We start from the raw sequence: 14,227 nt of genomic DNA, 5'->3' as shown, positions 1-14,227 counted from the left end.
AGTTAGCCTGGTGAGAGGGGCTTGTCATCTTGTTACGGCTAACGCTGATCTTGGCTTAGTGCAGATAAAATGCGCAATATATTTATAAAAATTGGCCCGGTTAAAGGCCGATTTTTAACGCTAATTATTTAAATTCTCAATTTACTCCACCGGATGATTTTTCCCTTCTTCAATAAACTCATCACCTATCTCTTCCGCGTTCTCGGCATTATCGCGGCCTGACAGTAGGTTCCAGCAGGCAATAAACAGCGCTGCAATGAGTGGACCGATAACAAAGCCGTTAATGCCATATACTTCCATACCGCCAAGGGTGGCAATCAGAATCATATAGTCCGGCATTTTGGTATCTTTGCCGACCAGCAGCGGACGCAAGATATTATCCACCAGGCCGATAACCACCACGAAGAACAGTACGATAAATATGCCCTGCCACAGCATATCGGTGGCGAAGAAGTAGATGGCTGCCGGTACCCAAATAATCGCTGAACCCACTGCCGGGATCAGTGACAGGAATGCCATCAGCGCGCCCCACAATACGCTGCCGTCAATGCCGGTAATCCAGAAGGCAATCCCGCCGAGCGCACCCTGTACCACCGCGACTATCACCGTACCTTTAACCGTTGCCCGCGAGACGGCGGCAAACTTCATAAACAGATGATGCTTCACGTGGGTAGAAAGCGGCAGCGCCTCAAGAATCAGGCGTACCAGGTACGAACCGTCCTTCAGCAGGAAGAACAGCAGGTACAGCATAATGCCGAAGCCAATAGTAAAACTGAAAGTACTCTTACCAATCAGGAACACACTGCCGGCAAGATATTGTCCGCCTTTCAGCGCCACGTCGGAAAGTTTCTGCTGAATGTCAGCGGCATTATCAAGGTTATTCTCGGCAAGGAAGTTCCTGGCCCAGCCTGGCAGATGCTGCAACAGCTCGGCGAGCACCGCCGGAAATTGCGTATTATTACCCTGTAGTTTGTTGTAAACCGTATTAATTTCAAACGCCAGTGAAGAGGCAATGATCGCCAATGGCGTGAAAACAATCAGGCAAATTACCAGTAAGGTGACAAATGCCGCCAGTCCGTTTTTATCCCCCAGTTTCTGGCGGATTTTTGATTTTAATGGATGGAAAATCACTGCCAGGATGGCTGCCCATAAAATAGCGGAGTAATAAGGTGCAAGCACATCGAAGAAGGCGATGGTGACAATAAACAATATAAGGATAAAGAAACCTTTAGTTAATCCTTTGAATCTCATGGGTGTTCCTCGTAAAAAATCACCAACGAACTATAGAGCCTCTTTGTCACTTTGCAATGTGACAGTGAAAAAAGCGCTAATGAAGCTGAAGAGAGAATAAACCAATGTGAGGTGCAGATCGCCAGCCAACAGAAAGTTGTTGTTCGCCTCGATACCTCTGTTTCGGGTTATAGTTAGCCTATCTATTAGTTAAGGCTTTGAACTTATGACACAAGTCACCAGCGGTAACCTGGTTTTTCATCGACTTTTGGCACTGGTGCTGACCGGTATCATCGCCGGACTGGGCGCGATGCTGCTGGCATTATTACTTCATGCTATCCAGCATCTGGCTTTTGGCTACAGCATGGATGAGGTGGTGGGCACCGAGTCCTTTTTGCAAGGGGTAACGGATGCCAGTGCGCAACGGCGTTTTGCGGTAATTGTCGGGGCCGGATTGGTTGCCGGATGTGGCTGGTGGCTGCTGGCACGCTTCGGAAAGCCGCGGGTTTCAATCAGCGCGGTGGTGAAGGATCCGGATAAGACGATGCCTTTTTTCACCACGTTAATTCATGCGCTGCTGCAAATTATTACCGTAGCGCTCGGTTCTCCTTTAGGGCGGGAGGTTGCGCCGCGTGAAGTCGGTGCGCTGACCGCCGGAGTGGTAGCACGCCGTCTGGGATTATCGCTGGAAGATTCCCGCATTCTGCTGGCCTGTGGTGCCGGAGCCGGACTGGCGGCGGTCTATAATGTGCCGCTGGCCGGAGCGGTATTTACTCTCGAAGTATTACTGGTCTCGTTCCGCTGGGAAAGCGCGCTGGCCGCAATGCTTACCTCGGCGATTGCGGCCTGGGTGGCGACTTTTGGTCTGGGTAATGAATCGCAATATCACTTTGCTGCCGGTGAGGTTACTCACTCTCTGGTGTGGTGGGCGCTGATTGCCGGGCCAATTCTTGGCGCTGCGGCGTGGGTTTTTCGTAAGCTGACTACCGGTGTGCGGCGTCAGGTGAAAACCAACTGGCAAATGCCGGTTTACAGCCTGCTGGCCTTTACGCTGTTGGCTGGGCTAAGTTTGTTCTTTCCGCAACTGCCGGGTAATGGCAAAGGGCCGATGCAGTTGGCGCTAAATGGTAGCCTTGATCTCTGGCTGGCGGCGATTCTGCTGGTGCTGAAGCTGGTGGTTATCCTGGCGGTACTGCGCGGCGGGGCTGAGGGCGGATTACTGACGCCCGGGCTGACCGTTGGCGCCTTGCTCAGTATTTTGCTGTTTACCGCGTGGCAAACCGTGATGCCGGGCGGAGACGGCAGCAGCTACGCTCTGGTGGGCGGCGCTTCATTTCTTGCCGCATCAATGCAAATGCCGTTTACCGCAGTGGTGCTGATCATGGAGTTTACCCATATGGACCACGATTATTTTGTTCCGGTGATGTTATGCGTGTGCGGATCTTACTTTACCTGTAAGGCGCTGGAGATTAATGGAACCAACGGCTAAGAAAGATTTTTACCGATAACCAACCGATTTATCTTTTATCCCAACAATGCATGCCGCTGTTTGGTTTTATATTTGAGCCGCGGCACGCCTGGGGCGTTTCAGTGCAGGCCGTTACGCCAGAAAATCAGCTGAATAATGTTGCTGGTCATATCTGTACGGTTTCCAGCCGTTATCCGCTAATATCTTTTGATTACAGGAGCGGAAAACGTCCCGCTCCTGAAAGCTGGATACTCAGGAAATATCTTTTAGCCGTTGGGTAGAGCTGGCGATCATCGCCAGCGCCGCCTGCTCGGCAGCCTGAGGATTCTGATGGCGAATCGCGTCATACAGGATTTTATGTTCCTGAAGCGTTTTCGGCATATTTGCGGCATCACCCATCCAGGTTCGCTCAAACACCACGCGCTGTAGCGAGCGAATCGCCACATTTAGCTGCTGTAAAACCGGGTTGTGAGCAGCGTGCAGCACGGCATCGTGATAACGGATATCGGCCTCGTTAAACGCCTGACGATCCTGATTATTCGCCACCATATCATTCAGCGCAGTTTCAATCAGCGTCAGGTCACTGGAGGTCGCGCGTTCGGCGGCCCAGCGGGCAATCGCTGGCTCAACCAGGTTACGGACCTCGCTCATGGCGGCAATCAGCTGCGGATCGTATTGATTATCCAGCACCCATTGCAGCACTTCAGTATCAAGGAAATTCCACTGGCTACGCGGCGCAACAAAAGCACCACGATAGCGCTTAATCTCCACCAGCCGCTTTTCCGTCAGTGAGCGAAACACTTCACGAATGATATTGCGCGAGGTGGCAAACTCTTCACAGAGTTCTGCTTCGGTTGGCAGCGAGGTGCCCGGCACATATTTGCCGCTGACAATCTGGCTGCCGAGGATGGTAATAATTCGGTCGGTTTTAGCGATAGCCATACGCTCTCCCTGGCAAAATATCTGACAGCGTACTTTACCGTGATTGCCAGATTTTTCCTCAACTTTGTACTACAAACTTAGTGGGGTTGGCGCTATAGCGAGGGATAAGCTGATTAATTTCGCCCCGGATGAGGCGAAATTAACCGGATTTAACGATTATTGATGACGACGACGCCAGAGTAACCACATCAGCAGAATTACTACCACTACTGCACCGGCAATCATGCCGCCTCGTGCCATTAACAGCAGCGGTGAGGTCGCACCGCCCTGGCGGAGTTCTGCAACCCGCTCAGCGCTTATCTGCACGTTGCGGTGAGCAATATCGCTCATCAGATAGTTGGTGACGTCAGCAATCTGGCTATCGTTAAGCTCATGCCGGAAGCCGATCATGCCCTGTCGGTGCTCAGGCCAGACGCCATCCAGTACCGCCATCGCCACGTTATCCGCGTTGGGTTTATCCAGCACCGGATTGCCTGCCAGCGCCGGTAAACCGTTCAGTCCGGCACCCGCTAAGTTATGGCAGGAGGCGCAGTTGTTACGGTAAATACTTTCACCGCGACTCAGCTTCGACAATGCTTGTGGTGTGTCATCGCCGCGAACCGGTGTTAATCCCTCCGGTGAGGGCGCAGTGCCGTGCTGCTTATCATCAGGTAAAAGATAAGCGGCCATCGCATTAATATCTTCTGGCGTCATCCGCGAGAAGCTCTTGTCGATAGCCTCCAGCATCGGGCCGCCCGCCGTAGCACCATTGCTGGTGTGGCCGGTCATCAGGTATTCCGCCAGCATCTGACGGCTCCAGTTACCTATGCCATGTTGGCTGTCTGGCGTGATATTTGGCGCATACCAGGTACCGAGTGATGCGCCGGATAACGCCTGATCCTGCTTCTCCGCCATTAAAAAGTTACGCGGTGTGTGGCAGGTGCTGCAGTGCGCCAGACCGTTTACCAGATAAGCACCGCGGTTCCACTCTGCGGAATGTGCGCTGTCTGGCGTAAACGGTTTCTCATTCAGGAACAGCAAATTCCACGCCGCCATCGAGAAGCGCAGGTTAAACGGGAAGGGCAGCGCCGTGGCTTGCGGATGCGTATCGACTGCCTTTACGCCATGCATAAAATAGGCATAAAGCGCGGAGACATCTTCATCGGTCAGCGTGGCGTAAGCGGTGTAAGGCATTGCCGGATACAGCTGGCTGCCATCGCCGCGTACCCCTTTACGCAGCGCGTCGGCGAATTGCTGCTCGGTATAGTTGCCGATCCCGGCGCTAAGCGATGGCGTGATATTGGTGCTGTAAATGGTGCCGAGTGGGCTGACAATCGGATGCCCGCCGCTGAACGCCGCTTTGCCTTCGTCGCTGTGGCATGCGCCACAGTCACCGGCAATTGCCAGGTATTCCCCACGTTTAATTAATTCACTCTGATCTGCGCTGGCAACCGCGATACTGCTGTTCATCGCCAGCAACACGGCTGCCAACGGCAGCACTTTTCTCCACCGCTTACCCATGTTGAGTCTCCTCAAGCACTTTATCTGCGGTTCTTAACGCCAGTGCCATCGCCGTCAGTGTTACGTTACAGGTTCCCACCGTTGGCATTACGCCGGTGCCGACCATAAACAGGTTCTGATGATCGTGGGCACGGCCCCACTGGTCGGTGACGCTGTTGGCTGGATCGAGGCCCATCGACAGCGTGCCGGTGATATGCTGACGGTTTGAGAACGCACCGCTTTTGCTGTGTTTGATATTGGTCGCGCCCAGTTTTGCCGCAATCTGGTCGTAACACTGGCGCGTGACTTCGGTGCCTTTCAACACGTAGTCATCCATACTCCAGTAAAGCGCGGGCGTTGGCAGACCAAGCGCATCTTTTTTGTCGCTAAGCGTGACGCGGTTATTGCGGTCCGGCAGCTGCTCAAGGGCATTCTTGATGCTCAGGCGGCGAGCGGCACGAAAGCGAATCTGCTCTTCAAGATTCTTACCGTAGTAGCCTTCGGCCAGCAGCTCTTTGGTGACGGCAGCCACCTGCGAGGCGTTAGAGATATCAATACGGAACGGTGCATGTTCTGAGCGGAAATCACCGTCGCGGAACTGCCCGATGGAGCTTGGGCTGACCGGGCCACGGCCAGGCCAGATCGGTTCATCTACGTCGAAGGTAATGCCAATCGCCGGATGATCGCACAGGTTGCGGCCAACATTATCTCTGGCGTTGGCAATGCCGGTCGGGAATTTCTCGCTGGTGGACATCAGCAGTAATTTCGGCGTCTCAATGGCGTTTGCCGACAGAACAAATGTCTGGCCGGTGACGCGATGACTGACTTTTTCCCAGTCATAGTAATGGACGGCAGTAATCTTGCCCTGACTGTCATGTTCCAGTTTATACACCACCGCTTCGGTCACTATCTTCACTCCGGACGCTTCTGCTTGACTGGCGGCGATACCGCCATGGTATTGCGCGTCAATCGGACACAGCGGCATGCAGTTGTTATTGCCGCAGCAGGCCGGACGACCATCGTAGCTGTGGCTGTTGCGTCCGGTGCAGTCATCCAGCACTTTAAAATCCGGTGCCAGACGTTCGGTAACGCGCTGTTGCAGCCAGGAAGCAGGAACGCGCTCCATCGGAAACGGTTTGGCGCGTGGCGAACCGGTATCCATTGAGCCGCCAACACCGGCAATCACTTCGGCCTGATAGTAATAGTCTTCCAGGTCGTCATAGCTGATTGGCCAGTCTTTACCAATGCCGTAGACGCTGTGTTGACGAAAGTCGTTGGGCAGATAGCGCCAGAGCTGCGCCGCCCAGTGCCAGCTGGTACCGCCAAACATACGAATATACTGCGCCTGGAAAGCGTGTGGTCCGGTCTGTTCCAGATAATGGTTGGGTTCTGGCGTAAAGCGCGGTTGCGGTGCCAGTTCCGAGTACGGATAGGGTGACATAAAGTCGGACTTAAACGCCGACTCACGAAAGCGCTCAACCAGTTCAGCACGCCCGACTTTCGGGCCGGATTCCAGCAGCAATACCGATTTACCGGCTTTGACCAGGCGGGTGGCTAGCAGGGAGCCACAAACACCGGCACCAATCACCACGACGTCGGCAGAATTATTTTTATCCATCAATGACATTACTCTAAATAATTGATTTTAAGGTTTTTGCTGCCAGCTACCGCAAGGCCCGTAAGAGAAGCTCGGCGGCACCAGTTTGTCGGCGACCAGCTGGTTAGCCAGGGTGTTGACGTAAGTGATATAAATTGCCTGCTTACCTTTACCCACCACACCGCTGTACCAGCCTGCGAGGATGGTCTTTGCCAGTTTCTCCTCGCTGGCATTGCTTTCCGGGAAGCTCAGCAACGGCTGTTCCAGCAGCTCGGGTTGCTGCGCCAGCAGCTGTTTTAACTGCCCCAGTTCCTGAGAAATATTCGGCTGTATCAGTTGCAGCGCATTAAACAGTGCCAGGCCGACGGCTTCATTCAGTGAGGTCTGCATTGTCAGTTGACGGGATATTTGCAACAGATCGGCCAGCCCTTGCGTGTGACGTGTTGGCATTGCGGCATTCAGCTTCGGCAGCGGCAGGATTTTCCCCGCGATGCCGGTCAGTGCTACAACTCCGGCCAGCTTAAGAACGCGTCTGCGTGTGTATTGTTTCATCGTATTATTTTTCTCATAAAATCGCCGCCCGAAGGCGACGTCTCTGGTGGCGAACAGGATAATCCAGCAATCGCGTATCAGGCGGTTTTACGCTTGCGGCGATACCACAGCACAATCATCACGGCGACTATCACCAGCGCACCTGCGCCGACGCCAATCTGCGCCAGCATCACCAGCGGTGACGTCGGGCCTCCCTGACGAATGACCGCCACCTGTTGAGCCGTTACCGTCTGTGCAGCATCGCCATACATTCGAAGTATAAAGTTGGACAGCGCTGCTACCTGATTGTCGTTCATATGATTAAGAGCATTCGGCTGATCGCCAAACGGTGGCATAAACACATCGCCTTCTGCCGTGTTGCGCTCGACCCCAAATAAAATAGTGGCGATCAGATTCGACGGATTAGATTCGGCGGTTGCCGAGTTATGGAACAGGCTGGGATAAAAACCGTCGGCAGTCCCCTGGCCGTTGATGCCGTGGCAGGAGGCACAGTTACCCGAATAGAGTCGGGCGCCTTCGTCATCGACTGGCGCGCTAAACGGCTTGCCACGGAAAGTCGCCAGCGCGTTCCCCGGATGACCCTGTTCAAAGCGCGACTGACCGGTTGTTGCGGTCGGATTGCCCGGCACGCTCTCAATGTATTCAGCAATATCATTCAGATCCTGACGGGTAAGATGCTGGAAGCTGTGGGTGATAGCTTCTGCCATACTGCCCGCCGCCTGCGCTTTGCCTACCAGCCGGCCGGTGCGCAGGTAGGTGACCAGCTCTTCCCGCGACCACTGACCAATTCCACTTAGCGGATTGGCGGTGATATCGGGCGCATACCAGGGGCCGACCTGGGCACCGGTTAGCGCCTGATCCTGCTTCTCCTGCATTAAGAAGCCGCGTGGGGTATGGCAGGTACTACAGTGGGCTGCCCCTTCTGCCAGATAGCGACCGCGATTCCAGCTGGCCGACTGCGAAGTATCGGCAGTGTAACCGGCAGGTTTCAGAAACAGCGCGTTCCAGAACTTCATCGAAAAGCGGATATTCAGCGGGAACGGCAACTGAGTGGTCGCGGTAGCTTTATCCACCGCCTGCACGCCTGACATAAAGTAAGCGTACAGCGCGTGGATATCGTCATCGGTCAGCGTGGCATAAGCGGTGTAAGGCATTGCCGGATAGAGATTGGCACCGTCTGCACGGATCCCTTTACGCAGCGCAGCGGAGAATTGCTGCTCGCTGTAGTGACCAATACCGTCTGTGGCTGACGGCGTAATATTGGTAGCAATAATCTCGCCTACTGGGGAAGCAATCACTTTGCCACCGGCAAATGGCTGTGCGGATGAGGCGGTATGGCAGGCGGTGCAGTCGGCGGCCACCGCCAGATATTCGCCTTTTTTAATCAGCGTCAGATCGCTTTCAGCCGATGCAGCGCTGCTGAACAGCGTTATGCCCAGTAACATCAGCAGGGAATATTTCATGATGCTTTCTCCTGGAGCTGCTGGAGAATGGCATCGGATGCTTTAAAGGCGAGGGCAACCATCGTCAGGGTGCTGTTGCCACAAGCGGTACTTGGCATCGCGCCGCCGCCGGGCAGGAACAGGTTGGCATGATCGTGGGCGCGACAGTCGGCGTCAACCACCGAATGAGCCGCATCGTTACCCATAATGGTGCCGCCCATAATGTGTTTACTCTGATTAAACTGGGTGGAGAACTTCACCTCTGTGGCCCCCATCGCCTCAGCAATTTTGCGTGCGATAGGCAGCGAATACTGCTCTGCGGAGCGGCGCACGTAATCGCCGACATCATAGTGAATCGCGGGCTTAGGCAGTCCCAACCAGTCCTTCTCGTCTGAGAGCGTCAGGCGGTTATTAGGATCCGGCAGAATTTCATGCGCCATAACAATATCGGCGGTGCAGGCGGTCATCCGGCGGATCTCTTCATCCAGTGCCTGACCGACCAGCCCTTTTTTCAGCGCGCCAAAGGTGACAAAACGGTTACGTGCGAAGTTGTTAAAACGGAAATAGGCACCGGCGTGCTGTGCACGGAAATCTCCCTGCGAGGTTTCCATAATTCCGCTATTAACCACCGGGCCAACACCGGCCCAGAACGGCTCCTGCAGCGTCACCGTCATGGTAATCTGCGGGTGATCCATCATATTACGGCCAACCTGATCGGAACTGTTTGCCAGGCCATTTGGATTGCGCTCATCGGCTGACATTAGCAGCAGTTTTGGCGTTTCCAGGCCGTTACAGGCGAGGATAAACAGCTTGCCGCCCACGCGATGCGTCTGCTTGTGCTGGTCATAATAATGTACCGCGGCAACCTGATTACGGCTGTCAGTTTCGACGCGCCATACCACGGCGTTATCGATAATCACTGCCCCTTTAGACTCAAGGCGCGACAGTGCCGTGGCGGCATCATACTTGGCCCCGACCGGACATACCGGCACACAGTTATTATTGGCGCAGCAGGCCGGGCGCTCATCGTAAGAAATGCCGCTGTTGCGCGCCTGAGCGCAGGGAATATTGTGATAACCGAGGGTTTTTACCACCTCGGTAAAACGGCTTTCGCCTGGACCAAACGGCAACGCTTTCATTGGATAGGGTTTGGAACGCAGTGGCGGCCACTGCAACGCGGGTTCATCCGGGCCGCAAATACCCAGCTTATATTCGGCGCGCACGTAGTAGGGTTCCAGCGTCTGATAATCAAACGGCCAGTCGCGGCCAACGCCATAGCGGGTGTGTAACTGCATATCATCTGGCGTCAGTCGCCAGCAGGTTCCGGCCCAGTGCCAGGTCGAGCCGCCCGCGTAGCGAACATAGCTTTGTGCATAGGAGTCGCTGCCGCTTAACTGCAGATAACCTTTACCGGCACCTGCGGGTTCCGGGTGTGGTGCCCACTTGCGCGACGGGTAACATTCAATGGGGTTACCTTTTGCCGCCATGGGAAGATTACGATAGTTTTCAACGATCTCTGCGCGAGAAACCCGAGGACCGGCTTCCAGCATCAGTACGGAAATACCGGCATCAAGAAGCTGTTCGGCGATCACCACGCCAACGACGCCGGTTCCAACGATTACCACGGTGGATTCAGAAGGAGTTGCCATAAAAATCAGCTTTTATCAGGGGATCAGAAACGGGGCATATTTGCGACCGGTGTATTGGGACGACTCCAGTTATTCGGGCCACTCAGCCCATAAGATGGAATCGTGATCACATCCAGCGTGGTGTGATAACTCAGCGCCTGTTCAAAGGCGAAAGTTTTCGCGGAGCGCGTCGGCTCAAGACTGCCGGTATACCAGCCAAAGATAATCTTATGGGCCAGCTCGTTGAGCGGGCCTTGCGGTATCGCCGCAAAGAAATCTTCAACCCGTGTCGCCTGATGCTGATGAGCAATCGCCAGAATCTGCCGGATGGAATCAGCCAGAGTAGAATTCTCTTCGATCAGCAGGGCCAGCATCCGCTGACCCACGCCGTCATCCAGCTGGTGATTGACCAACAGGCGTGACAACTGCATAAAGGAGGTGAGTTGTTCTGATTGTGAGGGTAAAGCAAATGCAGGGAGTGCGGATGTTGTAATGCCGCTGGCGAGGATTATTGCACCTGCCATCAATACCTTACGACGCGAAAGTGATACTTCCGCGCCTGGAAAGGGATGTTTATTTTTCATTTCCTGGCCCTGATAGACGACAATGCCCGGGCGAGACGCCCGAATTTTTTCCGCATGACGGAAAAATTAATTATTTTTTATGGTGGTTATTCTATCCCGAAAACTCCCCTCAAAAAATAGGGGTAACCGTTTGCTAACCTCTGTTTAGCAACTTTCGCACAATTACGCTTTAAATTGATCCTGCGCAATATTCGCCATCAGGCGTCCTGTCACTCTTATGACAAACAACAATTTCTCAATAAATTGATGAAACAGGGGACAGGAACATGACAGGTAAATTCGCTTTAGGTCTGATGATGCTGGTATGGATTGGTTACGTCGGCTGGATGGTAAATTACTATGCGGGTACTTTTACGCTGTTTACTCACTGACAGCGCAATAGTCGGTATGCCATCAGAGTGGGAGCCGAAAACGGCTCCCGCTGGATGTCTTGTTTCGCTGCCCGAGCGGATGTTAACGCAGCAGCGTGGCTTGCTTTGGATTAAACTGCCAGCCATCGATCAGATACTGCATCGGCAGCGTATCATCACGATCTTTAACCGGCAGGCTGTTATATAAACGGTTGGCCGCTTCCACTTTTTCCCAGTCAAGTTCAATACCGAAACCGGGTTTATCAGGCAGGCTGATTTTACCGTTACGGATTTGCAGCGGTTCTTTGGTTAAGTATTGCCCGTCCTGCCAAATCCAGTGGGTATCGAACGAAGTGATCTCGCCCGGTGCAGACGCGCCAAGGTGTGCCAGCATCGCCAGTGAAATATCGAAGTGGTTATTGGAGTGGCAGCCCATTGTCAGTCGCCATTCATGGCACAGCTGTCCGACAGTGGCCGCGCTGCGCATCGTCCAGAAATGCGGATCGGCTAACGGAATATCAATGGCGTTCAGCTGTAGCGCATGATTAAGCTGTCGCCAGTCATTGGCAATCATATTGGTCGCGACCGGTAATCCCGTGGCGCGTTTAAACTCGGCGAGAGTTTCACGCCCGGAATAGCCTTGCTCTGCGCCGCAGGGATCTTCGACATACGACAGTACATCGCCCATACCGCGACACAGCGTAATCGCCTGTTCAAGCGACCAGCTGGCGTTTGGATCGACGGTAACCCGCGCCTCAGGAAAGCGTTTTTTCAGCGCTACCGCGGTTTCGATTTCGGTTTCGCCGCGCTGTACGCCGCCTTTCAGCTTAAAGTCCTTAAAGCCATAAAGATCCTGCGCCGCTTCGGCCAGCCGCACCACATCATCGATGCCCATCGCCTGCTGGTGGCGCAGGTGATACCAGGGATGTTGATCCTGTCGGCCGGGCTGATAGGGCATATCCGCCCGCTGGCGATCGGCGATATAAAACAGATAGCCCAGCACCGGAATCTCATCGCGCTGTTTGCCAGCACCCAGTAGCTCTGCCACCGGCTCATTAAGAAACTGGCCCATTAAATCCAGCAGCGCGGCTTCAACCGCTGCCACCGCATTGTAATGCCGCTCCAGATCCCAGGCGCGCGCCTGCGGAAACTGCAGCATATCCGGATGCTCACCGTTAAGATCGCGCTGGTGCATTTCGGCCACCAGCGCATTCAGCCGGGTAATTTTCTGCCCGATCAGGAAAGGCGCGGCATTTTGCAGAATTTTTTGTACCACCTGAGTGGCGGGAATTTCACCGACGCCGCTATGGCCGGCGCTGTCGGTGATCACCAGCAATACGCGTGAAAAAAAGCAGCTGTGCGCACCAGCGATGTTTAACAGCATGCTGTCGTAACCGGTGACCGGAATAACTTTGACGTCGGTGATGACGGGCGAATCAGACATTTGGTGACTTCTCCATCGCAACAGGTTTAGGGCGCGTTTTAACAAACAACAGCGTAATGGCGGCAAAGACCGAGAAGGCGCTCAGCCCCATCAGTCCACCCATGGTGCTGCCGGTTTTCAGTTCGAGATAACCAAATACCGTCGGGGCAAAAAAGCCGCCTAAATTTCCCAGCGAATTGATCAGGGCGATACCCGGAGCCACAATGCTGGACGGCAGGTTAGCCTGTGGAATAGGCCAGAACAGCACCGCGCTGGACTTGCTGCCGACGCAGACGATGCACAGTGCCAGCAGGCCGAAAATCGGGCTGCCCGTCGCGCAAAGGAAGGTGCCGATAGCCGTCACCACCAGCGCAATCGACAGCATCAGTTCGCGTCGATGATGAAAGCGGTCAGCCAGTCGGCCAAGAATATTGATGGCGATGATCGCACACAGCCAGGGTACCGAGGTCAGCAGCCCAACTTCAAACGGTGACAGCCCTCCGATACGCGCGATGATCTGTGGTTGCCAGAAAACCAGGGTATAGCCGGTCATACACATGGTAAAAAACAGGAAACAGAGATAGGCCATCTGCCCTTCGAACAGCAGCTTCCACTTTGAAACTTCGCGTGAGGTGCGATCGCGTGAGGTTGACTCTTCGGCCAGCGTGCTGTTCAGGGCAGTTTTTTCCTGCGGCGTCAGCCACTTTGCACTTTCCGGAGCGGAAACCAGCCAGCCAATCGCAAAAATACCCACTAATACCGAGATGGCACCTTCGATAAACAACACCCATTTCCAGCCGGCAATGCCGAGAAAATCATGCATCTCCAGCAGTCCACCGGTAATCGGCCCGGACAACAGGTAAGCGGCGGCTGAACTGCTCAGTATCAGGGCGGTGGCACGCCCGCGATACACATTAGGTACCCATTTACGGAAGTAAAACAGCAGGCCGGGAAAGAAACCGGCTTCGGCGATGCCGAGCAGAAAACGGGCGATATAGAATTGGGTTGGGGTCTGAATAAATCCGGTGGCAAACACCACCACGCCCCAGGTGATCATAATACGCGTCAGCCAGGTGCGTGCGCCCAGTTTATCCAGCAGGATATTACTGGGCACTTCAAACAGCGCGTAGCCAATAAAAAACAGCCCCGCGCCGAAACCGAATGCCGCGGTGCTGATCCCGACATCCAGTTCCAGCTGATGTTTGATAAAATCGATATTCGAACGATCGATCTGGTTAATTATCAGCATCAGCATTAACAGCGGAATAATGCGGGCAAAGAACTTGCGGTTCGCACTCCGCACCGCTGCATTGTCATGTCCTGTCATAACGGCCCCTTCAATTTCATCCAAATCAGATGATTTACCGGGATAATCATTAATGCTGGCGGCGGGAAAAGCCTGAGGCAGTTGCACAAAGACGCCGCCGGTTAATGGTCGCAATTAGCGTCCACTATCCCATCTGGTGAGTCAGAGGTCAGGTTGACAGTGATGTGAATTTGCACAAAGCGGCACGAACGATTCTGTAAACTTT

General features: G+C 54.1%; 12 protein-coding genes. 2 read left to right on the top strand and 10 right to left on the bottom strand.

The window, feature by feature from the left end:
* Window positions 1–141: 141 nt before the first annotated feature.
* The gene (locus tag ACP3TC_RS16720) at window positions 142–1,251 is read right to left on the bottom strand and encodes an AI-2E family transporter (protein ID WP_313855986.1); all 1,110 of its coding nucleotides are present in this window, start codon (window positions 1,249–1,251) and stop codon (window positions 142–144) included.
* Window positions 1,252–1,456: 205 nt separating this feature from the next.
* On the opposite strand from ACP3TC_RS16720, the gene ACP3TC_RS16715 reads away from it, so the two are divergent.
* A complete protein-coding gene (locus ACP3TC_RS16715) occupies window positions 1,457–2,719 on the top strand; it encodes a chloride channel protein (protein ID WP_426816866.1) in 1,263 nt (420 codons plus the stop codon).
* Between the two features lie 50 nt (window positions 2,720–2,769).
* Window positions 2,770–2,979: a hypothetical protein gene (locus ACP3TC_RS16710; protein WP_426816865.1), complete on the top strand. Its 210-nt coding sequence runs from the start codon at window positions 2,770–2,772 to the stop codon at window positions 2,977–2,979.
* Here ACP3TC_RS16710 and ACP3TC_RS16705 read toward each other — a convergent pair.
* The 9 genes from ACP3TC_RS16705 to ACP3TC_RS16665 form a co-directional block, all read right to left on the bottom strand.
* Window positions 2,951–3,640: a FadR/GntR family transcriptional regulator gene (locus tag ACP3TC_RS16705; RefSeq protein ID WP_426816864.1), complete on the bottom strand. Its 690-nt coding sequence runs from the start codon at window positions 3,638–3,640 to the stop codon at window positions 2,951–2,953. The two genes, ACP3TC_RS16710 and ACP3TC_RS16705, sit on opposite strands and share 29 nt — an antisense overlap.
* A 156-nt stretch (window positions 3,641–3,796) precedes the next feature.
* On the bottom strand, window positions 3,797–5,140 hold the full coding sequence (locus tag ACP3TC_RS16700; protein WP_426816863.1) for a c-type cytochrome: 1,344 nt from the start codon (window positions 5,138–5,140) through the stop codon (window positions 3,797–3,799).
* The gene (locus tag ACP3TC_RS16695; protein ID WP_426816862.1) at window positions 5,133–6,737 is read right to left on the bottom strand and encodes a GMC family oxidoreductase; all 1,605 of its coding nucleotides are present in this window, start codon (window positions 6,735–6,737) and stop codon (window positions 5,133–5,135) included. Before ACP3TC_RS16695 ends, ACP3TC_RS16700 begins: the two co-directional genes overlap by 8 nt.
* Before the next feature lie 27 nt (window positions 6,738–6,764).
* On the bottom strand, window positions 6,765–7,268 hold the full coding sequence (locus ACP3TC_RS16690; protein ID WP_426816861.1) for a sugar dehydrogenase complex small subunit: 504 nt from the start codon (window positions 7,266–7,268) through the stop codon (window positions 6,765–6,767).
* A 77-nt stretch (window positions 7,269–7,345) separates the two neighbouring features.
* Window positions 7,346–8,731 (bottom strand): c-type cytochrome, encoded by a 1,386-nt coding sequence (locus ACP3TC_RS16685; RefSeq protein WP_426816860.1) that lies wholly within the window; start codon window positions 8,729–8,731, stop codon window positions 7,346–7,348.
* Window positions 8,728–10,359 carry a GMC family oxidoreductase gene (locus tag ACP3TC_RS16680; RefSeq protein ID WP_426816859.1) on the bottom strand — a complete coding sequence of 544 codons (1,632 nt, stop codon included), beginning with the start codon at window positions 10,357–10,359 and terminating at the stop codon, window positions 8,728–8,730. Before ACP3TC_RS16680 ends, ACP3TC_RS16685 begins: the two co-directional genes overlap by 4 nt.
* A 23-nt stretch (window positions 10,360–10,382) precedes the next feature.
* Window positions 10,383–10,922 (bottom strand): sugar dehydrogenase complex small subunit, encoded by a 540-nt coding sequence (locus ACP3TC_RS16675; RefSeq protein WP_313855997.1) that lies wholly within the window; start codon window positions 10,920–10,922, stop codon window positions 10,383–10,385.
* A gap of 453 nt (window positions 10,923–11,375) precedes the next feature.
* Window positions 11,376–12,716 carry an enolase C-terminal domain-like protein gene (locus ACP3TC_RS16670; protein WP_426816858.1) on the bottom strand — a complete coding sequence of 447 codons (1,341 nt, stop codon included), beginning with the start codon at window positions 12,714–12,716 and terminating at the stop codon, window positions 11,376–11,378.
* The gene (locus ACP3TC_RS16665) at window positions 12,709–14,022 is read right to left on the bottom strand and encodes an MFS transporter (protein WP_426816857.1); all 1,314 of its coding nucleotides are present in this window, start codon (window positions 14,020–14,022) and stop codon (window positions 12,709–12,711) included. Before ACP3TC_RS16665 ends, ACP3TC_RS16670 begins: the two co-directional genes overlap by 8 nt.
* Between the last annotated feature and the right edge of the window lie 205 nt (window positions 14,023–14,227).

The sequence above is a fragment of the Winslowiella sp. 2C04 genome (genome assembly GCF_050037805.1).
GTDB lineage: Bacteria > Pseudomonadota > Gammaproteobacteria > Enterobacterales > Enterobacteriaceae > Erwinia > Erwinia toletana_A.
This window is presented reverse-complemented; position numbering and strand designations above follow the sequence as displayed.